This is a genomic window from Pseudomonas sp. P9_2, from assembly GCF_034008255.1.
Taxonomy (GTDB): domain Bacteria; phylum Pseudomonadota; class Gammaproteobacteria; order Pseudomonadales; family Pseudomonadaceae; genus Aquipseudomonas; species Aquipseudomonas synxantha_A.
Map to the genome: position 1 here is coordinate 962418 of NZ_CP125376.1, position 24805 is coordinate 987222.

Sequence of the window (24805 nt, forward strand, 5' to 3'; positions counted from 1 at the left end):
AGCGGCGGTGCAGGTGACCCCAAGGGATGTGCGTCATCCATCATTGTGAAACTCCCTGAAAACGATTGAAAGAAGCTGGAAATCTTCAACCCTCACAAGGTCCAGCAGGCACAACATAGTTATCGCATTGACAGAAGCCAGCACCGCCGATAAACAGCCTTAGGCTCGCGGCTCAGCCGGAGGCAGCCCGACACGAGCCCCGAACCGCGTGGTTAAAACTCATCCTTCTCTCGATGAAAACCATCGTCTTGCTTCGTCTGCTCCGGGAGAGCCGTGGCACGGGGAGCGCCCTCAATCAAGCCTTTTCGTGTCCAGAAACTGCCAGCACGCACCACGTTCAACGTTCTGTAAGGCGTCATCAGTTCCAGCATCTCGCGGGCCTCATACGCACCTATGTGTTCGAACTGATGGACCATCGTCTCCTCCCGCGAGTCGACGCTGAAATCCGGGGTGTACCGTAGCAACCCGCCGTCGCGTGTCGACAGGTAGTAATTCTGAACGTCGAAATACCCTCTCAGGCCGCGGGTGTATCGCCAGATATAAATCCAGGAAATGAAGTTGACCCCCAGTGACTTGGAAGGGTCGTTCTTGCTCTGGGCAAAGTCGGATTTGTAAAACTGATGGGTCATGACAATACGGTGCCCGTCCGGGTACTCGGGAAGCGGCACATTGTGGTCGCTGGTCGAGATTCTGCTGGGCTTCCAGAAAAGGCGCTCCTCGGCACTGGGAACGGCGTTGGCGTCGTTGTCTACCAAAGGCTCGACGGCTACATAGGCACGCCTTAGCACATCTTCAAGAATCGCCCCCAGGTAATCGTTCCCTTTGTAGGGGCCGACCAGATGTTGCGTATAACGCGCGGCATCGTCCGAATGCAGGAAAACCGGGCTCAAGGCTAAACGAAAGTCATGGTAGGGAGACACAGGCGTCGCCTTGTACGGCACCCATTGCGCGGTGACCCAGGTGGTTTCGAACCAGAATGGGCTGCCCAGCAATACCCTTAGCTTGTTGCCTGCGGCGACCTTGCGAATGTAGTGCAGCAGCGGCACGGCTCCGCTGTGCAGTTCACCGCCGTAACGGGATGCTGCCTCCACGGTGGCCAGCTCGGCAGCCGGCCGGGTGGTGTCAAGCATCAGCAGCGCGCCATCGGCACATGAAAGATAAAGAGGCACACGGCCGTACTCAGCCGCCGCCAATCCTTTTAACAAGTCCAGTGGCCAGAAAAAATGAGCGGACGGGCTTGAATCTCCGGCCTGTGGCAGCACGCGGGCACGCAGGTAGACACCATAGACGGTGAACCCTTGAGGCAACTTCCCCTCAACAAATACATGGTTGAGCTTAAAGCCTTCGGCATCGTGCAGGGGCAACGGCAGCGTCCCCACAAAATGCGCCTGATTCGGGGATTTGAGAATAAAACCGAACGCCAAGTGATCGCGTTCCGGACTCAGGCGATGCACATAGCGTGCGACATCCAATGGCTGGGTGAACAGCGGGCTCAACCCTGCATCCGCTTGCGCCGGCACACCAGCGATCATTTCCAGCGCCTGGGAGTATGCCCTGAGGACAGTCACGGTGCGCGACGGCCCCCATAGTTCACTGCCTTGCAGTACAACCAGTTCCCCCGCATAAGCCAACCGATTGACCCACTCTTCAGGTTGCAGGGTGCAGTCACGAATCTGTTCTTCAATCGGGTTGTACCGATGCCATTGCGCTTGAGCAGAGGCCAGGTTGAGTTCGGCCGCCAACGCCAGTTGCCTCGCGCCGCCATCGAAACGATAACGCAGCAGCGCACCGTCGTTACACATCAAGTAGTCAATACGGGGGCTGGATGTTGCATCCCGGGCCCGCTCCCTGAGCACCTGCGTCACAAACGCAGTGGAGAACATATTGCGGTATACGTTCCATTGCGTATCGGTGGTCGGAAACTGCGGCTCGTATGCACTGCAGCTATGATAAAAAGCCACCACGGTACTGCCTCCCAGGAACAACCCCTTAGCCACCAACTCGTTTGAGCGAACCCACTGCACATCGAAGTTTTCGACGTGTACCACCAAGGGCTCGGTGGCGACGAACAGGCCTGCACTTGATCTGAGGATCAAGCCGCCATAGACCTTGTCCCGTCTCGCGCCCAGGCGCATCGAGGCATAACGTGCTGCATCGTCGGCACGGGAAAAGGCCGGGCTCAGACGGCGACGCAATACCCGTAAAAACGGCACCCAGTGCGCATCCACCTTGCCTGGCGTGCTCCAGCATTCACTCTCCAGGATCACGTGTAGCTGCCCGCTGCCGGCCACCCGCGAGACAAAATCGGTGGTGGATATCTCAGTGCTGTCGAGCCCGCGCTTGAGGGTCGACAGGCCCAGCTTCGTATCGGTGCCAAACACCCCATCACGGGTGCCGGCTTCATACGCCAACATAGCCCCTTCCAGCGTTGCGATATGCACCACCAGCCGCTGCGACAGCGGTAACCGTCGGACACCGACGTTATCGTAAAGGGCTGCGTGCAGATCGTCAGGCGCGATGAAATGGCGAGCCAACCAACGCCCGGAGGCCGACACATCCTCCGGCAAACGCACGGTGGATGCGTAAAAGCTGTCAACTTCAAACCCCACCTGCTGCAGCGGCTCGCCAAAACGGCAGGTATACAGCAACTGGTCGAGTAACTCGGCCGACACACTCTGCGTTACCGCGTACTGCTCCAGGGTTCGATGCCGCAGCACCACACCCAGGCCAACAGGGCTGCGCCCATAGCGATCCAGGGTGCGTTCATGCGCGTCCCGCACCGCCTCCGTTGCCGAGGCAAACACCGGGCCCAACAGGGGTGTTTCAGGCAGGCGCGACGCGTCAGTGCCCAACGCCGGCTCCCAGTCTTCGGGCAAATCGCCTACCGGGCCCCAGAGTGGGTTGGCAAGTACCACGCGCAACCGTCCCAGGTAAGCCTGCTCACGCACAAAGGCACTGGGCACAAGCATGCCTTGCGATAGCTCTCGCGCCACGGTGCTACTACCGGCCGAAGGCGTTACCCGCTCCAGCAACTCGCGTTCGGTATACGACTCAAGCGCTTGCGATGTATAGGCCAGCAAACTGTTTACCGAACCTGAAAGGTAGGCGCGCGCAACCACCTTGTGATTTGAGAGCAGCGTATAAATATCGGTGTCCATGAACATTTGCGCTGCGACTCGAGCCTCGTTGTCACGCAGGCTCTGAGCCGCATCAGACTGTATTCTGGCGCAGAACAGGGCGTACAGTCGGCAGCCTGCCGTCAACATGATCGGCTCGCCCTGGGCGTCCAACGGGTAGACCGCATCCAGTGCAAAACGCGGCTGGTTTGTGCTGACAGGTTCAGTGACGACAAAACGTTGATCATCGCGCTGGAGAATCAGCGCAGCGCAGTTGGACAGACGACGGTAATCCAGTTGCCCATGGGCATACCTGGCCGCATCATCAGCCGTCACAAAGGCGGGGCTCAGCGGCGGCTGCCTATTGGAGTAGGGCTTCCAGCCTGACGTCAGGATCGCCTTTTCATCCCAGACATTACTGGTACGCAGGACCTCAAGCGCTCCAATCCCGGCAACCCGCAACACATAGTCGTGCGCCGACAATACGCCAGTACGCATGTGTTCTTCGCTGCCATCGTCTTTGAATACGCCCTGAGGATCCTCGACAAACAACGTCGTCTCCTGCTGCGAACCACGAAGGGTATACCGCAACAAAGCATGGTCACTGGTTTGAAAATACAGGCTCGTCGGGTAATCGTCGTTACGCACGCCGGTATTGGCTCGAAGCTGACCAATCCCCGCCGCCAACTGCGACGCCGAAAACATCACTTTGTACAGCCACGGTTGCGGCACGGCGGGCGCAACCTCCTGAACGGCCGGCACAGTGGCGTAAGCGCCCTGCACAGAGCAATGCTCAGGCAAGCTGACCCCGCCACTGGCCTGGGCTGGAAACAACGCCTTCAGAAGAAACCACGGTTGCGCTGCCTGCACCGGCCAGGTGGCGACATAACCTTGAGTGCACTTGAGAATAAAGCCGCTGACCCCTGGCCCGGCTGCAGCCCTATCGTCCAAGGCCACCGTGGCCGCCTTTTCGGCTAGTGCATACACCCGAGTACACAACGGTAATGCTTCAACTTTTGACGTCACGGCAGTGCCAGGCGCCCAGGTCGAGGGGACCCTGCCCCGTACGCCGCCCCACTCATCAGTGGCCACCACCACCCACAGCTCACCTGCGGCGGCGCATTCAAGGATAAACGAATGCACAAACTTGTAGTGCCGAGGCGCCTGGCCATTCCATTCTTGCACCAACTGGTCGTGCAAGACCTGCTCGACGGCATTGCCGCTGGCGACATACTTGATCAAGGACCCATCCGGCCCCGACAGATAATGGACCGGCACCGACTCACCCATGGCGATGTTAAACAGCATTTCCGAAGAGGTGAACGAACCGAGGAGGAATCGCACCTGCGAGTCCGACAAGCCTGTGCTGCGCATCTGCTCATGTACGAACTGATGTGAGTGGTAAATCGCAACTACTTTGAACCCCTTGGGTGCAACGGGATGCCCAGACTTATCTGCTGATAACACCGTTTCAAAATAGAACCGAGGCATCTCGCCGTGGCGAGGTTCGGTCGCGCGGAAAAGCCCCTCTTTGTCCTGCAGTATCACCCCGCCGTACTCCCATTCCACGGTATGGCGGATACGGCGGTGCGCCCAATACGCGGCGTCGTCGGCACTGATAAAAGGTGGGCTCAGGGGAGGCAATTCAACAGGATGGCTTGGGGTGACGGCAATTGTGTCCATAAGGTACTCGCTGGCAAGAAGGTCCAAGGCACAAAAGGCGCGCCTGGTGGCCTCATCCTGGAACGCTCCTGCGTGACGCTAGCGCTGCATATCTATGCCTGCGCCCTTTTTAAGGGCTCTGCGCGCACTCGACGAGCTATACGGCGCCAAATTGGTGCGCTGCATAGCCACCTTGGCCGGGCAACCCTCATTGATATTCACACTGCACGCCGTAGGCACAGCCTTTGCAAAGTGCTGAGTATCTGCCCCATAAAAAAACTATCGGTTTACGGAGATCGCACCATGCAGCGTCGCAGCTTGATCAAGGCTTTCACTTTGTCGGCATCCATTGCAGCCATGGGTTTGACCTGGACCGTACAGGCCGCTGAGACCATCAAGGTCGGCATCCTGCACTCGTTGTCCGGGACCATGGCGATCTCCGAAACCTCGCTTAAAGACATGGCGCTGATGACCATCGACGAGATCAACGCCAAAGGCGGTGTGAACGGCAAGATGCTCGAACCGGTGGTGGTCGATCCGGCTTCCAACTGGCCGCTGTTCGCGGAAAAAGGCCGGCAGCTGCTGACCCAGGACAAGGTCGCCGTAGTGTTCGGCTGCTGGACCTCGGTATCGCGCAAATCCGTACTGCCGGTGTTCGAAGAACTCAATGGCCTGCTGTTCTATCCGGTGCAGTACGAAGGCGAAGAGATGTCGCCCAACGTGTTCTATACCGGTGCAGCGCCGAACCAGCAGGCGATCCCGGCAGTGGAATATTTGATGAGCGAAGAAGGCGGCAGCGCCAAGCGTTTTTTCCTGCTGGGCACCGACTACGTCTACCCGCGCACCACCAACAAGATCCTGCGCTCGTTCCTGCATTCCAAAGGCGTGGCGGATAAGGATATCGAAGAGGTCTACACCCCGTTCGGCCATGCCGATTACCAGACCATCGTCGCCAACATCAAGAAATTCTCCGCCGGCGGCAAGACCGCGGTGGTCTCCACCGTCAATGGCGACTCCAACGTACCGTTCTACAAAGAGCTGGCCAACCAGGGCTTGAAAGCCACCGAAGTACCGGTGGTGGCGTTCTCGGTGGGCGAAGAAGAACTGCGCGGCATCGACACCAAACCACTGGTGGGCAACCTGGCGGCGTGGAATTACTTCCAGTCGGTGGAGAACCCGGTCAACCAGAAATTCGTCGCCGACTGGAAAGCCTACGCCAAGAAGCACAACCTGCCGGGCGCAGACAAAGCCGTGACCAACGACCCGATGGAAGCCACCTATGTGGGCATCCATATGTGGGCCCAGGCGGCAGAGAAAGCCAAGTCCACCGACGTCGACAAAGTGCGCGAAGCCCTGGGCGGGCAGACCTTCGCCGCACCGTCGGGCTTTACCCTGACCATGGACAAGACCAACCACCACCTGCACAAGCCGGTGATGATCGGCGAGATCCAGGCCGACGGGCAGTTCTCGGTGGTGTGGCAGACCGAAGCGCCGATTCGGGCACAGCCGTGGAGCCCTTACATCCCGGGCAATGACAAGAAGCCGGATTACGCCGTGAAGAGCAACTAAAGTCCCCACGACTCTAATGTAGGGCATGGTCACTGTGGGAGCTGGCTTGCCTGCGATGCAAACAACTCGGTGTGCCTGACACACCGCAGCGATGCCATCGCAGGCAAGCCAGCTCCCACAGACAACCAGCGCCCACACTGTCCCCGCATGATCAGGACATTTTTGTATGCCCACTGCCCTCCACCGCTTCATCCTCGCCGTGCTGTTGTTGCTGCCTTTGGCCGCACACGCCAGCGACGCCGAAGACTTCATCAACGCCAACCCGATGCAACAAGCCAAGCTGCTCCAGGACTGGGCCGCCCAGCCTGACCCGGCGCGCATCGAACTGGTGGATGCCCTGCAACAAGGCCAGCTCAAGCTCAATGGCGAAACCAGGACCGTACGCCTGAACAACCGCCTGCGCGGCCTGATCGACAACGTTCAAGCCAGCCAGCAACTGCTCGCCGCCGACCCCAAGGTACGCCTGGCGGCAGCTCGAACCCTGCAAAAAAGCGCTGTGCCTGCGCAGTTGAAATTCCTCGACCAGCAGGTCGCCGCCGAAACCGACGAAGATGTGCACAGCGCCCTCAGCCTGGCCTTGGCCAACCTGCAACTGGTAGACACCGACCCTGCGGTGCGTCTGGCCGCCGTGCGCCTGCTCGGCAGCACCGGCGACCCGCTGGCACGCACGCGCCTCGAAGCGCTGCTCGCGCCGGGCGTGGAAACCGATGCCGCCGTGCACACCGCCGCCGAAACCAGCCTGGCCCAGGTCAAACGCAAACTGATGGTCGGCGAGATCCTCGGGCAGGCGTTCAGCGGCATGTCGCTGGGCTCGATTCTATTGCTGGCAGCACTAGGCCTGGCGATCACCTTCGGCCTGCTCGGCGTGATCAACATGGCCCATGGCGAGATGCTGATGCTCGGCGCCTACTCCACCTATGTGGTGCAGCTGATGATGCAGCGCTATGTGCCCCAGGCCATCGAGTTCTACCCGCTGATCGCACTGCCGGTGGCGTTCTTCGTCACCGCCGCCATCGGCATGGCCCTGGAACGCACGGTGATTCGTCACCTCTATGGCCGACCACTGGAAACCCTGCTCGCCACCTGGGGCATCAGCCTGATGCTGATCCAACTGGTGCGCCTGGTGTTCGGCGCGCAGAACGTCGAAGTGTCCAACCCGCAATGGCTGTCCGGCGGTATTCAAGTGCTGCCCAACCTGGTGCTGCCGTACAACCGCATCGTCATCATTGCCTTCGCGCTGTTCGTGGTGGTGCTCACCTGGTTGTTGCTGAACAAGACACGCCTGGGCCTCAACGTGCGCGCCGTCACCCAGAACCGCAACATGGCCGCCTGCTGCGGCGTGCCCACCGGGCGCGTGGACATGCTCGCCTTTGGTCTGGGCTCCGGCATCGCAGGCCTTGGTGGCGTGGCCCTGAGCCAGGTCGGCAACGTCGGCCCGGACCTGGGCCAGAGCTACATCATCGACTCGTTCCTGGTGGTGGTACTCGGTGGCGTCGGCCAGTTGGCCGGTAGCGTAATGGCAGCCTTCGGCCTGGGTATCGCCAACAAGATTCTTGAACCGCAAATCGGTGCCGTGCTCGGCAAGATCCTGATCCTCGCGCTGATCATTCTGTTTATCCAGAAACGCCCGCAAGGACTCTTCGCACTGAAAGGACGGGTGATCGACTGATGAATCAGCCATTGATGCTTACGGCCACACAAAAGGCCGGACCCAAGGTGACGATCGCCGTGGGCGCGGTGATCCTGTTCCTGCTGCTGGCGCTGCCACTGTGTTCGCTGCTGGCGACGGACAATCCACTGCATGTGTCGGCCTACACCCTGACGCTGGTGGGCAAGATCCTCTGCTATGCCATCGTAGCGTTGGCACTGGACCTGGTGTGGGGTTACGCGGGGATGTTGTCCCTGGGCCACGGTCTGTTCTTCGCCCTGGGCGGTTATGCCATGGGCATGTACCTGATGCGCCAGGCATCCGGCGACGGGTTGCCGGCGTTCATGACCTTTCTGTCCTGGACCGAATTGCCCTGGTACTGGGCGGGCACCGACAACTTTCTCTGGGCGCTGTGCCTGGTGGTGCTGGCCCCGGGATTGCTCGCGCTGGTGTTCGGCTTCTTCGCCTTCCGCTCGCGGATCAAAGGCGTGTATTTCTCGATCATGACCCAGGCCCTGACCTTTGCTGGAATGCTGTTGTTCTTTCGCAACGAGACCGGCTTTGGCGGCAATAACGGCTTTACCAATTTTCGCAGCATCCTGGGCTTTGGCATTACAGAACCTGGCACACGGGCGGTGTTGTTTGTGGCCACGGTGCTGTTGCTGGTGGCCAGCCTGTACATCGGCTGGCGCCTGGCGCAGAGCAAGTTCGGCCGCGTGCTGACCGCCCTGCGCGATGCCGAGAACCGCCTGATGTTCTGTGGTTACGACCCGCGCGGTTTCAAGTTGTTTGTGTGGGTGTTGAGCGCGGTGTTATGCGGGTTGGCGGGGGCGTTGTATGTACCGCAGGTGGGCATTATCAACCCCAGCGAAATGTCGCCGACCAACTCCATCGAGGCCGCCGTATGGGTCGCCTTGGGCGGGCGGGGCACACTGATCGGGCCATTGCTCGGCGCTGGGGTGGTCAACGGCATGAAGAGCTGGTTCACGGTGGCGTTTCCAGAGTACTGGCTGTTCTTCCTGGGGGCGCTGTTCATCATCGTCACCCTGTACCTGCCCAAGGGCGTTATCGGCCTGCTGAAGAAATGAGGAACGTCATGCTTGAACCTATTTTCGATGCGGGCAGCGGCCGCGATGCGATCGGTATCGGCCAGGCCGCAGGCAAAGGGCTCAATACCCGCCACGGCACCATCCTGACCCTGGAAGATATCAGCGTCAGCTTCGACGGTTTCAAAGCGCTGAATGACCTGAACCTGTATATCGGCGTCGGCGAATTACGCTGCATCATCGGCCCCAACGGCGCAGGCAAGACCACATTGATGGATGTGATCACCGGCAAGACCCGGCCCAGCCACGGCAGGGCCTGGTTCGGCGAAACCCTGGATCTGACCAGCATGAGCGAAGTGCAAATCGCCCAGGCCGGTATCGGCCGCAAGTTCCAGAAACCCACGGTGTTCGAAGCCCTCAGCGTGTTCGAAAACCTGGAGCTGGCGCAGAAGACCGACAAGTCGGTGTGGGCCAGCCTGCGGGCGCGCCTGAGTGGCGAGCAAAAAGACCGCATCGATGAAGTACTCGACACCATCCGCCTGACTGCCTCGGTGCATCGACCCGCGGGTTTACTGTCCCACGGCCAGAAGCAGTTCCTGGAAATCGGCATGTTGCTGATGCAAGACCCGCAACTGTTGCTGCTCGACGAACCGGTGGCCGGCATGACCGACGCCGAAACCGAATTCACCGCCGAACTGTTCAAGCGCCTGGCCGGCAAGCATTCGTTGATGGTGGTGGAGCACGACATGGGCTTTGTCGGCTCCATCGCTGATCACGTCACCGTGTTGCACCAGGGCAGCGTATTGGCCGAAGGGTCGCTGGAACAGGTGCAGGAAAATGAGCGGGTGATCGAGGTTTACCTCGGTCGCTAAGGAGAACTGAACATGCTGCAAGTCGACAAACTGCACCAGTACTACGGCGGTAGCCACATCCTGCGCGGGCTGTCCTTCGAGGTGAAAATCGGCGAAGTCACCTGCCTGCTCGGCCGCAACGGCGTGGGCAAGACCACCCTGCTCAAGTGCCTGATGGGCTTGCTGCCGGCCAAGGAGGGCGCGGTGAATTGGGAAGGCAAGGCCATCACCGGCTTCAAGCCGCACCAGCGTGTCCATGCCGGGATCGCTTACGTGCCTCAGGGCCGGGAGATTTTTGGCCGGCTGACGGTGGAAGAAAATCTGCTGATGGGCCTGTCGCGCTTCCCCGGTTCCGAAGCCAGGGAAGTGCCCGCGTTCATCTACGAGCTGTTTCCGGTGTTGCTGCAGATGAAGCATCGACGCGGCGGCGATTTGTCCGGGGGCCAGCAGCAACAGTTGGCGATTGGCCGCGCCCTGGCCAGCCGCCCGCGCCTGCTGATCCTCGATGAGCCCACCGAAGGTATCCAGCCGTCGGTGATCAAGGAGATCGGTGCGGTGATCAAGAAGCTTGCCGAGCGCGGCGACATGGCGATCCTGCTGGTGGAGCAGTTCTACGACTTCGCTGCCGAACTGGCCGACCACTACCTGGTGATGTCGCGCGGTGAAATCGTGCAGCAGGGCCGCGGTGAAAATATGGAGAGCGAAGGTGTACGCGGCCTCGTAACCATCTAATCTGTGGCGTCACGACATTAAGCCAAAAACCATGAACCTGCCCGTTTCCCCTGCCCTGTTCACCCCCAGCTGGCACGCCGCGCTGGAGCTCGGCTACGCGCGTTTCGGCGACACCACGCGCCCGGTATTGCGCCGCCACCTGGGCCCGCTGCGCGTGCAAAAGCACCTGTACGCCGAAGGCCCCCAGGTGTGCCAGCACATCATCGTGCACCCGCCCGGAGGAATTGCAGGTGGCGATCGCCTGGATATCAGCGCCCACGTCAGCGCCGGTGCCTGGGCGCAGTTGACCAGCCCCGGCGCAGCCAAGTGGTATCGCGCCAGCGGCCCGGCGTTTCAGCAAGTCGAGTTGACCGTCGAGGCCGGCGCGACGCTCGAATGGCTGCCTCAGGAAACCATCGTGTTCAGCGCCGCCCAGGCCGAACTGACCACGCGTATTGAGCTGCAAGGCGATGCGCGGTTGTTCTACTGGGATGTGGTCGCTCTGGGGCGCCCGGCCAGTGGCGAGCGGTTCGACCTCGGCCACTTTCAATCACACCTGGATATTCGCCGCGACGGCCAGTTGCTCTGGCATGAGCGCCAGCGCATTGTGGGCGCCGATGGGTTGCTGGATTCGCCCATCGGGTTGGACGGGCAGCCGGTGTTTGCCACGTTGCTGGTGACGGGTGAGGTCGACCCTGAACTGCTTGAACAATGCCGCTCGCTGCCCCACGCAGTGCGCGGCGATTTGACCCAACTGCCCGGGCTGCTGGTGGCGCGTTGCCTGGCCGAGGAAGCGCTGTTGGCGCGGGGGTGGTTGATTGATTTATGGCGATTGCTGCGCCCAGCCGTACTGGGCCGCGAAGCGGTATCACCGAGAATCTGGAGCACATGAAGAATGCATTTAAAGGACCTTGAACCATGGACCTGACCCCACGGGAAAAAGACAAACTGCTGATCTTCACCGCAGGCCTCGTCGCCGAGCGGCGCCTGGCGCGCGGTGTGAAGCTCAACTATCCGGAAACCATCGCCTATATTTCCGCCGCGTTGATGGAAGGCGCCCGCGATGGCCGCACCGTGGCCGACCTGATGCACTACGGCACCACCCTGCTCAGCCGCGAACAAGTGATGGAAGGCATCCCGGAAATGATCCCGGACATCCAGGTGGAGGCCACCTTTCCCGACGGCACCAAACTGGTGACCGTACACCAGCCCATTGCATGAGGCACCGCGATGATTCGTGATGCAACCGAACACGACCTGCCGGCGATCCGCGCTATCTACAACGACGCGGTACAGAACACCACGGCGATCTGGAACGAACAGCCGGTGGACCTGGCAAACCGCCAGACCTGGTTCAGCGCACGCCAGGCGCAGCAGTACCCGATCCTGGTCGCGGTGGAAAACGATGAAGTCATCGGCTACGCCTCATTCGGCGACTGGCGACCTTTCGAAGGCTTTCGCTATAGCGTCGAACACTCGGTGTACGTGCGCAATGACCAGCGCGGCAAAGGCCTCGGTCCACGCCTGATGCAGGCCCTGATCGAGCGCGCGCGCAGTTGCGGCAAACACGTGATGGTTGCGGCCATCGAAAGTGGCAACCAGGCGTCCATCCACCTGCATGAACGCCTGGGCTTCATCACCACCGGGCACATGCCGCAAGTGGGCATCAAGTTCGGCCGCTGGCTGGACCTGACCTTTATGCAACTGACCTTGAACCCGGGCGCCGAACCGCCCAAGGAGTGAGATCGATGAACGCTGCACAACTGCGTCGAGTCAATGCTGAAAGTTTTGCCCATTACCGCCTGGGCTTGATCGAGTTGTTGCTGGACGCGGTGCAGCATGGCGCGTCGGTGGGCTTTATGGCCGACTTCGATGAGGCCCAGGCCCGCGAGTATCTGACCGGCGTGCAAGCCGGTATCGAAGACGCCAGCCTGCTGCTGTGGGTGGTAGTACGCGACGAGCAGGTGATCGCCAGCGTGCAACTGGCGCTGTGCCAAAAAGCCAATGGCCTCAACCGCGCCGAAGTGCAAAAGTTGCTGGTGCACAGCAGCGCCCGCCGCCATGGCCTGGGCCAGCAATTGATGCACAGCCTGGAGCTCGCCGCACGCCAGCACAAGCGCGGCCTGCTGTATCTGGACACCGAGGCTGGCTCCGGCGCCGAAGCCTTCTATCAGTCGCTGCGCTACATCAAGATCGGTGAGCTGCCCGACTACTGCCAAAGCCCGGACGGGCGCTACAGCCCGACCGCCATCTACTACAAGACCCTGGGGCAACCGGCATGATTCCTGGTGAATATCAGATCCAGCCTGGCGAGATCGAACTGAATGTCGGCCGCCGCACCGTCACCTTGAGCGTGGCCAATAGCGGCGACCGGCCGATTCAGGTGGGCTCGCATTACCATTTTTTCGAGACCAATGACGCGCTGGAATTTGACCGTTCAGCGAGCCGCGGTATGCGCCTGAATATTCCGGCAGGTACGGCGGTGCGGTTTGAGCCGGGGCAGCGTCGGGAGGTGGAGTTAGTCGATTTGAGCGGCGAGCGCCGGGTGTTCGGGTTTGCCGGTCGGATTATGGGCGACCTCTAGGGCCTCATCGCAGGCAAGCCAGCTCCCACCTTTTGACAGTGTTCACAAATCAACATGTGGGGGCGGGCTTGCCCGCGATAGCGATCTCACATTCAACACAATTAATCAGGGCAACCCCATGAAAATCAGCCGCCAAGCCTACGCCGACATGTACGGCCCCACTGTCGGTGACAAGATCCGCCTGGCCGACACCGAGCTGTTTGTCGAAGTCGAACAGGACTTCACCGTCTATGGCGAAGAAGTCAAATTCGGCGGCGGCAAGGTGATCCGTGACGGCCAGGGCCAGAGTCAGTTGCTCGCCCATGAGGTAGTGGACACCCTGATCACCAACGCGCTGATCATTGATCACTGGGGCATCGTCAAGGCTGACGTTGGCTTGAAGAACGGACGCATCCACGCCATCGGCAAGGCCGGCAACCCGGATATCCAGCCCGGCGTGACCATGGCCATCGGCGCCAGCACCGAAGTGATCGCCGGTGAAGGCATGATCCTCACTGCCGGCGGCATCGACAGCCACGTGCATTTCATCTGCCCGCAGCAGATTGAAGAGGCGCTGACCAGCGGCGTCACCACCATGATCGGTGGCGGCACCGGCCCTGCCACTGGTACCAATGCCACTACTTGCACATCCGGCCCGTGGCACCTTGCGCGGATGCTGCAGGCCAGCGACTCGTTCCCGATGAACATAGGTTTTACCGGTAAGGGCAACGCCAGTTTGCCGGAGCCGTTGATCGAGCAGGTCAAGGCCGGCGCCATCGGTTTGAAGCTGCATGAAGACTGGGGCACCACACCCGCCAGCATTGATAACTGCCTGAGCGTGGCCGATCAATACGACGTACAGGTGGCGATCCACAGCGACACCCTTAACGAGTCCGGCTTCGTCGAAACCACCCTCGCCGCCCTCAAGGGCCGCACCATCCACACCTACCACACCGAAGGTGCCGGTGGCGGCCATGCGCCGGACATCATCAAGGCCTGCGGTTTCCCCAACGTGCTGCCCAGCTCCACTAACCCGACGCGGCCGTTCACACGCAATACCATCGACGAACACCTGGACATGCTGATGGTCTGCCATCACCTGGACCCGAGCATTGCCGAAGACGTGGCCTTCGCCGAGAGCCGCATCCGCCGCGAGACCATCGCCGCCGAAGACATCCTGCACGACCTCGGCGCATTCTCGATGATCAGTTCCGACAGCCAGGCCATGGGCCGTGTCGGCGAGGTGATCACACGCACCTGGCAGACCGCCGACAAGATGAAAAAGCAGCGCGGCGCCCTGCCCGGCGACGGTCCCGGCAATGACAACTTCCGCGCCAAGCGTTATATCGCCAAGTACACCATCAACCCGGCAATCACTCACGGTGTCAGCCATATCGTCGGTTCGATTGAAGTGGGCAAGTGGGCCGACCTGGTGCTGTGGCGCCCGGCGTTCTTCGGCATCAAGCCGACCCTGATCCTCAAGGGAGGCGCGATTGCCTCAAGCCTGATGGGCGATGCCAACGCCTCGATCCCCACGCCACAACCAGTGCACTATCGCCCGATGTTCGCCAGCTTCGGCAGCTCGCTGCATGCCACCAGCCTGACCTTTATCAGCCAGGCCGCCCAGGACGCCGGCCTGCCCGAGGCCCTGGGATTGAAGAAGCAGATTGCAGTGGTCAAGGGTTGCCGCGATGTGCAGAAAAGCGACCTGATCCACAACGATTACCTGCCGGATATCGAGGTTGATCCGCAGACCTATCAGGTCAGGGCCGACGGCCAGTTGCTGTGGTGCGAGCCGGCCGACGTACTGCCCATGGCCCAGCGCTACTTTTTGTTTTAGGTAACGACCTCAGCCACGTCCAGCGGATGCTCAAGCAACTCCTGACGGGTCAGTGTCTCGATCAGCACCGCCTCGCTGATTTGCAATTGCGCTTGAAGTTCTCTGGCCCGTTGATCGTAAAGAGCCTCGGTGATCGTTTTGGATTCAAACCTGCTGCGCAAGTCCTCCAACTGATCGTGAAACGGATTGCGCAGTTCGTCAAATTGCGAGGGGTATTTGCCTTTCAGGTAATCCTGCCAAAAGTCCCTGGACAGCAGCGCCTGAAGCTCTTGCGCAGAGTTATCCAGGGCTCTGATCGTGTCATAGGCAGTATCGAGCATTGACGAGGTAACGCCGCCCCAGTTGGTATGCACGACCTTCTGCGGCTGCCCCGGTAGCTGGAGCCGATCCTTGAGGCCGTAACGGTACGCCAGTCGGATCTCAACCTCTTCGTCCAGGCGTTCGGTATGGGGCAACTTGTCGTCCGCCGACACGCTGGGGTCATTGACGATGGCTTCGCTGCGCTGGATATCCGCCGACGCGATCTTGTCCACTTCGTGCAGGCGGAACAAGCCCCTGGATAACCTTGCCAATTGCAGGCCCTGGGTCTGATCGGTGGCCTGCAAACGAGCCTTGTAGGCCAGCGTGCGCACTTCCAGGTTACTGAAGGAGAAAGCCGCAAGGTCACAACACCCTGGCTCGCCGGCCAGGTCGAGGAGTTCCGTGCGCAGGGTTTCCGATTCGACGGTGTCCTGGGTGATGCTTTCGATCACTTCCCAGACGCGGCGCTGCATGTCGGCGTGGTCGGTGACAGTCGGTTCCAGACGCTCAAGGATGTCAAAAAACGGGGCGACCCTCGGTATGCGCTCCAATGCCCCCCATAGGAGTCGTTTGCTACTCGCGTCTTGCGGGGACATGCCTTGGGACCAACGCAGAAATGGATCCTGCGGGCCGTCTGCGGATGCCTCACGGTCAGGGGCAATATCAGCCGTCAACCGTAGCGTGTTCGGAAGATCCTCAGACATCAACCCGGCTTCCTCAAGGCGCCGGCTATATTCGTGGACTTGTCGCCGGGTTTGCTCGGTCAACGGGTTCTCGCTGATATCCGTCACACGAGTCACGCGCGCCGTCTGCGCCAACTGCTCATCCGACGGTGCAATGACTGAGTCCGGGATAGTGGTAATACTGTTCTCGCTCAGATCGACCCGTAGCAGGTTCGTCCGTTCAACCAATCCTGCAGGCCAGGTATCAATCCCCGCATTGCTCATCTGCAAGGTACGCAAATCGGTCATCTGGCTGAAATCCGGCGTCAGGCCGAGGAAGTTATCATCGAGTATCAAGTCACGAAGTGTCGATCGCGAGGACAGGAGAGCAACCGACTCGGCAGTCAAGCGGATGCGGTTGTTTTGCAGAGACAAACGGGTCAATTCGTTCATATTCCCCACGGCTGGCGGCAACTCGAACAAATGGTTATCCGACATGTCCAGCGAGCGCACACCGCGGCACTGCGCCAGGAAACGTTCTGGTGACGTGCGCAGGTTCAGATGGTTCAGTTTGAGTACCGTCGGACGGATGAAACTCTCGCCAAGGTCGGGCAGGCTCGGCAGGCGCAACCCACTAAGGTCCAGTTCGATATCGATGAGCGTACCGTCGCTGGCCGGAACGAGGGGGTTATCCGCTCTCCAGCAGTTCGTGATACGGCGCGTGGCGTGATAACGACCGTTGAATTCCAGCAGACGCTCATTTGGCCCGACGCGCTCATTACTCTGACGCTCGATGGAGAGGTTCCAGGCTATTAACTGACGCTTGAGCGCTTTAAATTCCTGCTCACGCTGGGCCAGCACGGCATCAGCGCGCTCGCCCAGCGCCCAGATCATCTTCCGGGATACGAGCACGCCATTGTCGGGATAAAGTTTCTGCATGACCGCAAGCCTTGGGTTACCACTGTCAAAGGCACCCTCAAGGGCTCCTTGCAGCAGTTCGGGCCGTGTTTGCGTCAGCGTCTGCCAGTAGCGATCGAACTGCTGCCAATAGTCGGTGGGAAACCTATTGCCCTCAAGGAGCAGGACGTTGTTTGTGCGAGCGATCGCTTCAACCTGTTCAGGCAGGGGTGTCAAATGTTCTGGTGGAACCGCCTGCAGGCGGTTTTCGGATAAATCGACACGTCTCAATCCAGTCAGTGCGGTTAATCCCGAGGGCCACTGCTCAATCTGCGCATTCCTCAGGTTCAACTCCGCCAGGTCTGGCATACCACTGACATCGGGGGCTACACCCAGCGGGTTACTGCGCAGATCAAGCGTCACAAGGGTGCTGAGGTTGCTCAGCATACGGCTGGTTGGGGGGGTCGACTTAAGATTATTGCCGGTCAGGTTCAACGAAGTCAGGGAGCGCATTTCACCGATAGCGCCGGGTAACTCGGTAAGCCCGCAACCGATCAGGGCCAAATGCTTGACGTGGGTGAACGATGCAAGGAAAGCATCAGACTTGCCGGTCCAACGGGTACCGTAGATCTCAAGTCCCTCAACGTGGCTGAAGTCGGCGCTGAGTAACGGTAGTTCCAGATCGCCCCTCATCATCAGCTTCAGGGGGCCTTGATTCATACGCCGCCAGTGATTCTTGATCTCTCTGGCTAAATCGGACGCGCCGGGAAAGTCGGCATCGCCAGGCGGCCCACTGGCGTAAACCCAGGTATCCAACTCCCTCGTCAACGTTTTGAGCTCAGTCTTCCAGTGTGTCAACCCACCGTCGACATCGTCGCCCAATGTGAGAACAAACGCATCGACGGCCTCCTCGTCCATCAAAGGGAACAGATCGGTGACCTGCTCGTGCACTAAATCGACATCGCTATCGCTGGACGCCTGTCGGCTGGATCCGCCGCCACCGCCAAGTAGTCTCAGTGTCGAATCAAGCGTCGGTTTGCGCACCGGATGCTCCAGCAACACCGTGCGCAGCGGCTCACGAGGCAACGGCGATTGCTGGATCGCGGCCTTCAACTGCTGTGCATCGGTGACCCCAAGGCTCTGGCGTTCGGAGGTGGACAACAAGTCCCAGATCGCTCCAAAAAAATCCCTGGGCATGGGCGCTTCGAACAACCCATTGTCCTTGAGCACCAGGGTCTTGGTGGTGGTTGAATCCGGGGAACCGATGGCATCCAGCAGCGTGCCTTGGGCCGAGTAGTGACGCAACTCCACCCGCGTTCCGCGCTGCCATCCAGGCAAGATTTCCAGGGTACGCAAGGCCAGACGCTGGCTATCAATACCTGCCAGCGTGTCCAGGTACAGGCCTTCATAGGCACGTGATACGCGAACTTCCTGCTCAAGCCACCTCGCCTGTTCAATGCTTTCCTCGGGCAGAAACCCGCTATCCCGAAAGGTCTGCAACTGCTCAGCCCTCAGCCTTCTAAGCAACTCAGTGGCCATCGACGCCGGCAGCCTGGGGTAAGTCGCCATGACCAGGCGTACATCAGGATCGTTCGTGGCATTCAAGGCCTGGTAGCGCTCTTCGACCAGCGAGCCCTTAAAGGTATCGACGACGTTGGCGATGTGTTCACGCAGCTTGCCGGCCCGCACCGCCAGCGACTCTTCGGCACTGCCGGGGATTTCCCTGAGCGCCGGTTCCACGCCTTGCAAGCTGTATAGCACCTGATTGATCAACTCACCGCCCGCCAACTGGCTTTCACTGACCTCCACTACGCGCCTGGAGGCGTCCCCGAAGGTCTCCTCCCACAACACCCTGCTGTTGCTGCCACTGACCCTGACCCGTAACGGCGCATCAGGCAACATCCCTCGTCGACGCATGATTTGCAGTTGCAGCACGGGGTCGGCTTGAGCATAGACAGCCGGGTCGCTACTTTTCATTTGCTCGACAAACGTCGTCAGTTCCTGATGAGCCTTGAAGTGCTGGATCGTGTCATCCAACAGCAAAGGCACCGGGTCATGCTCAACAAACGTCTGGCGCAAGACGTCTTCCTCGACACCGCTGGCCATACGGGCCTGTTCCAGCGTTTGGGCGTCAAGCCCACGCTGTTCCAGCCCCAGGCGCCTCATCAGGGTCGGTTTGTCCCAGGTCAGCGGCTGCTCGAACTCATGGCTCCAGACGCCAGCATGGTTATGTTCCAGCACCGGCTCATACGCACCAGGGCGGTTGGGGTGCTGGATACGATACTGGCCGGTGACGGAGTTCTGCCCAACCCGGTAGTGGTCACCCTCATGGGGCAAAATCAACTGGCCGTCGTGCGAGTAAAGGCCCAAAGCGTCTGGCTTGGCACCTGCGGCCAGTTCGACAGGCACCTTATAGGGCGCAAGATCAGGCTTGCACAGGCGAGTCTTGCCGCCGGGCAACGTGACGGTTTTGAGCCGTTCAATGAACGGTGACACTGTGAAGTGGAACGCCACCGCCTGCGCCGCCAGTGTCGCCAGGTTTTCCAACACATCGGTGATGTGCGCCCAGCCTGCCTCACGGTCGCCTTCGCTGAGTTCGGTCGCGCCTTCAAAGACCTCATAAAGCAGCTGACCAGCCATCACCCCGGCCATCACCAGGCCCAAGGGTGGGACGGCCATCCCCACCAGGTTCAGGCCGAACATGCCGATACTCAGGAAATGGGCTGCGCGCCTGGAACTGGATGCCTTGTCAGCATCCTCAGTGCTCACGGCCTGGTTTTGGGCATCATTAAACAGTCGCGTGCGCAGACTGGCATGGCGATACACCCACAGGTCCGCAGCCCGCCAGAGGCCGGCGATTTCGATGGCCTGAATGTTGAATTCGGGGGCGGTTATCGGAACGCGCACAGACGGTTGCGGCTCCCCCAGCGACGAGCCGGAGGTAAAAGAGGGGGCCGTCAGTAAACGCCCCCATTCCGACCGCAGCCACTGTGAGCCGAACGGTTGGGGGGGCGCATCCACCGCCAGCTCGGTCAGCCTGCGGTAGTAGTAAGCGCGATCCTTATCGGCGACAAACCGGGCAAAAAACTCCTGGTACTGCGTCGTTTGTACACCCTTCGAACGGTCGGCCCCCTGGCTGGTGCTCGCGGTCAGGCGATCAGTCAATTCGTTGCGAAACTCATTAAACGTTTCATAACGCTTGATGGGGTGGTCGGGGTGGTCAGGGATGTAGGCGATAACCCAGCACGAATAACGCTGCTTGGCGCAGGGGTCGATGATCAGACAGTCATGCAGGTGCAGGTTCATCAGGCTCAAGCAACGGTAACCGACCGCCTGGTTATCGACCATGATGTCCTTTTCACCAGCCGCCACACGCATCAGCAACGCGTAATCGGTGGCACCGATATCCCCCTTGAGCAAGGCCAGATACGCCGCCGCCTTGAAGGCATCTTTCTGGTGGCGGGTGGAGCGATCCCGAAACTCGGCGCGGACCCGTACATCATTAGGCCTCAACTGCGCCCTGAGATAAGCCTGGTATTGACGCCCCAAATCAAGGTCACGGCATAGCTGGGCGAACTCATGAATTTTCAAGGTCGTGGCGTGGCGTTCAAAGTGCCCAAGCGTATCCGGCTGGGTGATAAATCCCGAGACACTGTCGAAAAAATCCTTCTTAGTCTCCCGCGCCTCAAAGTTGCCCAGGGCAGCCTTGAGCAAGGAGAACGTCTTGCCCCTGACCCCCCCGGTTTTTCTGCCAAAGGCATCCTCAACCGGCACATACAGGCGCAACCAGGTTTGATTAACGTCCAGCGCATGGCCGGCAGCCTTCAATGCCGCTTCCAATAATGGCTGGGCGAATGCTTCCAGCGCCTGGACTTTGCTCAGGGATTTCTCCAGCTCATTCAGGGAGTGGCAACGGCTCTCCAACAGTGTGTTGAGCTGATCCTTCTGCGCTTGAGATGTGGCGCTGTACCACTCGGGGATAATCGCAGGTGTCTGCTTGAGGGCCGTGCGCCGCTCGGGTGAACTGCTGACCAGGCAGGACGGGATCGCCTGTTTGATTAACGCGTAGTGTTTTCCCTGCTCACCGGGCGGGAGCGTGGAGGGGGCTATAGCCTGAAGATCGGGCATGGGATGACAACCTTGTTATAAGAAAGATTGTCATCCTATGCAGCGCCGTTTTTGCGCTGGTGCCAACTATGTAGCCAGCCTGCTCAGAAGTGTTCGCGAGGATTGAACGCTGCCTTCTGTGCCAGCTCCTGCCACAGCGCCTTGACCTCCTCATCACTGCTCTTGGGCATCACGGCCTTGAGCTGCACAAACAGATAACCGCGCTGCCCGGCCTTGTTCAGCAGGCCATGGCCCTTGGCGCGCATGCGCTGGCCGTTCTGGCTACCGGCGGGCACCTTGAGGTTGATCTTGCCGGTGAGGGTCGGCACTGCCACTTCCGCGCCCAAGGCCAACTCCCACGGGGCCAGCGGCAGGTTGATGATCAGGTTTTCGCCATCCACTTCGAACTTGGGGTGCGGCGCAAACTTGATGATCAGGTACAGGTCGCCATTCGCTCCGCCACCGATGCCCGGTGCGCCCTGCCCTTTGAGGCGGATGCGCTCGCCGTCAGCCACACCGGCGGGGATCTTCACGTTCAGGCTCTTGGTGGTGTTGCTCACGTGCCGGCCCGAGGCGTCGTATTGCGGCACCTGGAAGTTGATCTGCTTGGACTCGGTAGACAGTGTCTCTTCAAGGTGCACCGTCAGCTGCATCTCGACGTCCTGGCCCTTGCGCCCGGCAGGCCGGCGCTGGCCGCCACCGAAGGCATCACCACGGCCACCGAAGATCGAGCTGAAGAAGTCCGAGAAGTCCTCGGTGCCCGCACCGCCACTGTACCCACTACGACTCTGCCAGCCCGGAGGCCCCTGAAACGGCTGGCCATGCTGGCCGTATTTGCGCAATTCGTCGTACTCGGCTCGCTTGTCGGCGCTTTTAAGCGCTTCATAGGCTTCGGACGCGTCCTTGAATTTCGCTTCGGCGTCTTTTTCCTTGCTCACATCGGGGTGATATTTGCGCGCGAGCTTGCGATAGGCAGCCTTGATTTCCTTGTCATCGGCCGTCGGCTCGACACCCAGAATCTTGTAGTAATCTTTGAAATCCATCGACGGTTCACCATCCTTTATCGAGATCGCACTGCCCGGGGCGCAACGTGCGCTGGTTTGCACCTGGTGAGGGTTGCGGCCTGGGGGTACGTCAAAGTGTTATCGGCATCAGCCGTATGTAACAGATGTGGGGGCAAATCCCGTACTTTCAAGCGCGATTTAACGGATGGTTGGCCTACGCAAGCGCTTGCGACTGGCATACACTGCGCGGCCGTTTTTCAACCGGAACCCGATAGACATGAAAAACCCATCCCCAGCCCGTGCCTGCGGCATTGACTTCGGCACGTCCAACTCCACCGTCGGCTGGATCCGCCCCGGCGAGGAGACGCTTATCGCGCTGGAGGACGACAAGATCACCTTGCCGTCGGTGGTGTTCTTCAACTTCGAGGAGCGCCGCCCGGTGTACGGTCGCCTGGCGCTGCACGAGTACCTGGAAAACTACGAAGGCCGGCTGATGCGCTCGCTCAAGAGCCTGCTGGGTTCCAAACTGATCAAGCACGACACCAGCGTATTGGGCACGGCCATGCCGTTTACCGACCTGCTGGCGCTGTTTATCGGCCAACTCAAGAGCCGCGCCGAGGCCACCGCTGGCCGTGAGTTCGAGGAAGTGGTACTGGGCCGCCCGGTATTCTTCGTCGATGACGACCCGATGGCCGACCAGGAAGCCGAGAACACCCTGGTGGACGTGGCGCGCAAGATCGGCTTCAAGGACATCTCGTTCCAGTACGAACCGATTGCGGCGGCGTTCGACTACGAGTCCACCATTGAAAAAGAGGAGCTGGTGCTGATCGTCGACATCGGCGGTGGTACCTCCGACTTCTCCCTGGTGCGCCTGTCGCCGGACCGCCGTCACAACGACAACCGCCAGAGCGACATCCTCGCCACCGGTGGCGTGCACATCGGCGGTACCGATTTCGATAAGCAACTCTCGCTGGCCGGCATGATGCCGCTGTTCGGCTACGGCAGCCGCATGAAGAGCGGCGCCTACATGCCTACCAGCCACCACATGAACCTGGCGACCTGGCACACCATCAACTCGGTGTACTCGCAAAAGTCCCAGCTGGCCCTGGGCAGCATGCGCTACGACATCGAAGACACCGGCGGCATCGACCGCCTGTTCAAGCTGATCGAACAGCGCGCCGGGCACTGGCTGGCGATGGAAGTGGAAGAGACCAAGATCCAGCTGACCCAGGCAGACAGCCGCCATGTGCCACTGGACCGTATCGAAGCCGGCCTGAGCGTGGACCTGAGCCGGGCGCTGTTCGAGTCCTCCATCGACAACCTGCTCGAACGCGTGCGCGGCAGTGTCACGCAACTGCTCAATGACGCCTCGGTGAGCGTGGCCCAGGTAGACACGGTGTTCTTCACTGGTGGTTCCAGCGGTATTCCGGCACTGCGCCACAGCATCTCGGCGATGCTGCCGAATGCGCGGCATGTGGAAGGCAATATCTTCGGCAGTATCGGCAGCGGGTTGGCGATTGAGGCCAGCAAGCGTTATGGGTCTTAAGCGGTAAGTTTTCAGCTGCAAGCGGCAAGTAAAAGCCAAGCTGCTTCCACTTGCAGCTTGCAGCTTGTAACTCGCATCTGCGCCTAAACCATCCCACCCAACTTCAGCTCACTCTTCAGATACGCATAATAAATCGGCCCCGCCACCACCCCCGGCAAACCGAACGCGGCTTCAAACACCAGCATCGCCAGCAGTAACTCCCACGACTTGGCACTGATCTGCCCGCCGACGATGCGCGCGTTGAGGAAGTACTCGACCTTGTGGATCACGATCAAATACCCCAGCGCCGCCACCGCCACCCAGATCGACAGCGACAGCGCGACGATGGTGATCAGGGTGTTGGACATCAGGTTGCCGATCACCGGCAGCAAGCCGAGCAGGAAGGTCAGCACGATCAGGGTTTTGGTCAGCGGCAGGTGAATGCCGCACAGCGGCAGCACCACGGCGAGGAACACGGCGGTGAAAGCCGTGTTGAGCGCGGCGATTTTGATCTGGGCGAAGACGATGTTCCGAAACGCCTGAACCAGCAGATGCAAACGGTCGAACAGCGCGGCGGCCAGGGGTTTGCGTTTGGTCAGGTCGGGCACCCGTTGCAAGGCGATGATGGCGCCGAGCACCATGCCGATCAGCAAAGTGACGAACATATGGGCGGCGTCTTTGCCGACCAGTTGCAGTTCGCTCAAGTGCTTGCTCATCCAGTCGCCGATGGCCACGCGAAACTCGGCGGCGCTGGCGGGCAGGTAGGCGTCGATGAACGGCGGTAACTGGCCGCGTGCGCGGTCGACCACGCCCATGAATTTATCCAGGGAAGCCCCGGGGTTTTCCGCTTCGTGAAGCAAAAAACTGATGGCCCCGGCGAAGATCAGGGCGAGCACGCTGACGATCAGGGTGCCGAGCAAGGCCACCGCCAACCAGCGCGCACGCCGGCCTTCGATCAGCCGTTGCAGTTGGGGAGTGAGCATGTTGACCAGTTCATAGACCAACAGGCCGGCCAGCAGGCTGGGCAGCAATTTGAGCGGCAGCACCAGCAGCAACCCGCCGAAAATGATGATGTAGCTAGCCAGCAACAACACATGACGCTGAGAAAACGTTGGCATACAGCCTCAAAACGAACGGCGTTAAAGGATGGGCAGTCTGCCAGCGTTGCAGGCATCAAGCGAGGGGAGACGACTGTGAATGCGATCAAGTGTGGGAGGGGGCTTGCTCCCGATTACGGAGGATCAGCCAATGAATCGATTGACTGACACGGCGCTATCGGGAGCACGCCCCCTCCCACATTTGAT

The 24805-nt window shown here is 60.2% G+C and carries 16 protein-coding genes; 12 read left to right on the plus strand and 4 right to left on the minus strand.

Annotated elements, in window-relative coordinates; all coding sequences use genetic code 11:
* Positions 1–212 precede the first annotated feature (212 nt).
* On the minus strand, positions 213–4799 hold the full coding sequence (locus tag QMK52_RS04235) for a DUF4329 domain-containing protein (RefSeq protein WP_320403846.1): 4587 nt from the start codon (positions 4797–4799) through the stop codon (positions 213–215).
* Positions 4800–5081: 282 nt separating this feature from the next.
* On the opposite strand from QMK52_RS04235, the gene urtA reads away from it, so the two are divergent.
* The 11 genes from urtA (at position 5082) to ureC (ending at position 15006) form a co-directional block, all read left to right on the plus strand.
* Positions 5082–6347, plus strand: coding sequence for an urea ABC transporter substrate-binding protein (urtA, locus tag QMK52_RS04240; protein ID WP_005784337.1), 1266 nt, complete (start codon positions 5082–5084; stop codon positions 6345–6347).
* Between the two features lie 166 nt (positions 6348–6513).
* Positions 6514–8016: an urea ABC transporter permease subunit UrtB gene (gene urtB, locus QMK52_RS04245; protein WP_122732361.1), complete on the plus strand. Its 1503-nt coding sequence runs from the start codon at positions 6514–6516 to the stop codon at positions 8014–8016.
* Positions 8016–9083, plus strand: coding sequence for an urea ABC transporter permease subunit UrtC (gene urtC / locus QMK52_RS04250; RefSeq protein ID WP_005784333.1), 1068 nt, complete (start codon positions 8016–8018; stop codon positions 9081–9083). The genes urtB and urtC overlap by 1 nt, the downstream gene beginning before the upstream one ends.
* Positions 9080–9913 carry an urea ABC transporter ATP-binding protein UrtD gene (gene urtD, locus QMK52_RS04255; protein ID WP_087149500.1) on the plus strand — a complete coding sequence of 278 codons (834 nt, stop codon included), beginning with the start codon at positions 9080–9082 and terminating at the stop codon, positions 9911–9913. Before urtC ends, urtD begins: the two co-directional genes overlap by 4 nt.
* A gap of 12 nt (positions 9914–9925) precedes the next feature.
* Positions 9926–10624 carry an urea ABC transporter ATP-binding subunit UrtE gene (gene urtE / locus QMK52_RS04260; RefSeq protein ID WP_005784329.1) on the plus strand — a complete coding sequence of 233 codons (699 nt, stop codon included), beginning with the start codon at positions 9926–9928 and terminating at the stop codon, positions 10622–10624.
* A gap of 31 nt (positions 10625–10655) precedes the next feature.
* On the plus strand, positions 10656–11495 hold the full coding sequence (locus QMK52_RS04265) for an urease accessory protein UreD (RefSeq protein WP_005784327.1): 840 nt from the start codon (positions 10656–10658) through the stop codon (positions 11493–11495).
* Positions 11496–11521: 26 nt separating this feature from the next.
* Positions 11522–11824 carry an urease subunit gamma gene (gene ureA, locus QMK52_RS04270; protein WP_003171437.1) on the plus strand — a complete coding sequence of 101 codons (303 nt, stop codon included), beginning with the start codon at positions 11522–11524 and terminating at the stop codon, positions 11822–11824.
* Between the two features lie 9 nt (positions 11825–11833).
* Positions 11834–12346 (plus strand): GNAT family N-acetyltransferase, encoded by a 513-nt coding sequence (locus QMK52_RS04275; RefSeq protein ID WP_005784324.1) that lies wholly within the window; start codon positions 11834–11836, stop codon positions 12344–12346.
* A gap of 5 nt (positions 12347–12351) precedes the next feature.
* The gene (locus QMK52_RS04280; RefSeq protein ID WP_005784322.1) at positions 12352–12885 is read left to right on the plus strand and encodes a GNAT family N-acetyltransferase; all 534 of its coding nucleotides are present in this window, start codon (positions 12352–12354) and stop codon (positions 12883–12885) included.
* On the plus strand, positions 12882–13187 hold the full coding sequence (locus QMK52_RS04285) for an urease subunit beta (RefSeq protein WP_005784320.1): 306 nt from the start codon (positions 12882–12884) through the stop codon (positions 13185–13187). Before QMK52_RS04280 ends, QMK52_RS04285 begins: the two co-directional genes overlap by 4 nt.
* Positions 13188–13305: 118 nt before the next feature.
* Entirely contained in the window at positions 13306–15006 is a 1701-nt protein-coding gene (gene ureC, locus QMK52_RS04290; RefSeq protein ID WP_005784318.1) for an urease subunit alpha, read from the plus strand.
* On the opposite strand, the gene QMK52_RS04295 is transcribed toward ureC, so the two are convergent.
* Positions 15003–20993, minus strand: a complete 5991-nt coding sequence (locus QMK52_RS04295) for a dermonecrotic toxin domain-containing protein (protein WP_320403847.1) — start codon at positions 20991–20993, stop codon at positions 15003–15005. The two genes, ureC and QMK52_RS04295, sit on opposite strands and share 4 nt — an antisense overlap.
* An 83-nt stretch (positions 20994–21076) precedes the next feature.
* Complete coding sequence (locus QMK52_RS04300; protein ID WP_005784315.1) at positions 21077–22015, minus strand: DnaJ C-terminal domain-containing protein; 939 nt, start codon at positions 22013–22015, stop codon at positions 21077–21079.
* A gap of 238 nt (positions 22016–22253) precedes the next feature.
* Between QMK52_RS04300 and QMK52_RS04305 the strand changes: the two genes are divergently transcribed.
* On the plus strand, positions 22254–23522 hold the full coding sequence (locus QMK52_RS04305; RefSeq protein ID WP_005784313.1) for an Hsp70 family protein: 1269 nt from the start codon (positions 22254–22256) through the stop codon (positions 23520–23522).
* 83 nt (positions 23523–23605) lie between these two features.
* Here the strand turns inward: QMK52_RS04305 and QMK52_RS04310 are convergent, their stop codons facing one another.
* Positions 23606–24619: an AI-2E family transporter gene (locus tag QMK52_RS04310; RefSeq protein ID WP_005784311.1), complete on the minus strand. Its 1014-nt coding sequence runs from the start codon at positions 24617–24619 to the stop codon at positions 23606–23608.
* Between the last annotated feature and the right edge of the window lie 186 nt (positions 24620–24805).

What these genes read in the sequence shown, in the direction of transcription:
- ureC (WP_005784318.1), top strand. Translation starts at nt 13,306, where the DNA reads ATGAAAATCAGCCGCCAAGCCTACGCCGACATGTACGGCCCCACTGTC.
- QMK52_RS04300 (WP_005784315.1), bottom strand. Translation starts at nt 22,015, where the DNA reads ATGGATTTCAAAGATTACTACAAGATTCTGGGTGTCGAGCCGACGGCC.
- QMK52_RS04285 (WP_005784320.1), top strand. Translation starts at nt 12,882, where the DNA reads ATGATTCCTGGTGAATATCAGATCCAGCCTGGCGAGATCGAACTGAAT.
- urtE (WP_005784329.1), top strand. Translation starts at nt 9,926, where the DNA reads ATGCTGCAAGTCGACAAACTGCACCAGTACTACGGCGGTAGCCACATC.
- ureA (WP_003171437.1), top strand. Translation starts at nt 11,522, where the DNA reads ATGGACCTGACCCCACGGGAAAAAGACAAACTGCTGATCTTCACCGCA.
- QMK52_RS04305 (WP_005784313.1), top strand. Translation starts at nt 22,254, where the DNA reads ATGAAAAACCCATCCCCAGCCCGTGCCTGCGGCATTGACTTCGGCACG.
- urtA (WP_005784337.1), top strand. Translation starts at nt 5,082, where the DNA reads ATGCAGCGTCGCAGCTTGATCAAGGCTTTCACTTTGTCGGCATCCATT.
- QMK52_RS04235 (WP_320403846.1), bottom strand. Translation starts at nt 4,799, where the DNA reads ATGGACACAATTGCCGTCACCCCAAGCCATCCTGTTGAATTGCCTCCC.
- QMK52_RS04310 (WP_005784311.1), bottom strand. Translation starts at nt 24,619, where the DNA reads ATGCCAACGTTTTCTCAGCGTCATGTGTTGTTGCTGGCTAGCTACATC.
- QMK52_RS04265 (WP_005784327.1), top strand. Translation starts at nt 10,656, where the DNA reads ATGAACCTGCCCGTTTCCCCTGCCCTGTTCACCCCCAGCTGGCACGCC.
- urtB (WP_122732361.1), top strand. Translation starts at nt 6,514, where the DNA reads ATGCCCACTGCCCTCCACCGCTTCATCCTCGCCGTGCTGTTGTTGCTG.
- urtD (WP_087149500.1), top strand. Translation starts at nt 9,080, where the DNA reads ATGAGGAACGTCATGCTTGAACCTATTTTCGATGCGGGCAGCGGCCGC.
- QMK52_RS04295 (WP_320403847.1), bottom strand. Translation starts at nt 20,993, where the DNA reads ATGCCCGATCTTCAGGCTATAGCCCCCTCCACGCTCCCGCCCGGTGAG.
- urtC (WP_005784333.1), top strand. Translation starts at nt 8,016, where the DNA reads ATGAATCAGCCATTGATGCTTACGGCCACACAAAAGGCCGGACCCAAG.
- QMK52_RS04280 (WP_005784322.1), top strand. Translation starts at nt 12,352, where the DNA reads ATGAACGCTGCACAACTGCGTCGAGTCAATGCTGAAAGTTTTGCCCAT.
- QMK52_RS04275 (WP_005784324.1), top strand. Translation starts at nt 11,834, where the DNA reads ATGATTCGTGATGCAACCGAACACGACCTGCCGGCGATCCGCGCTATC.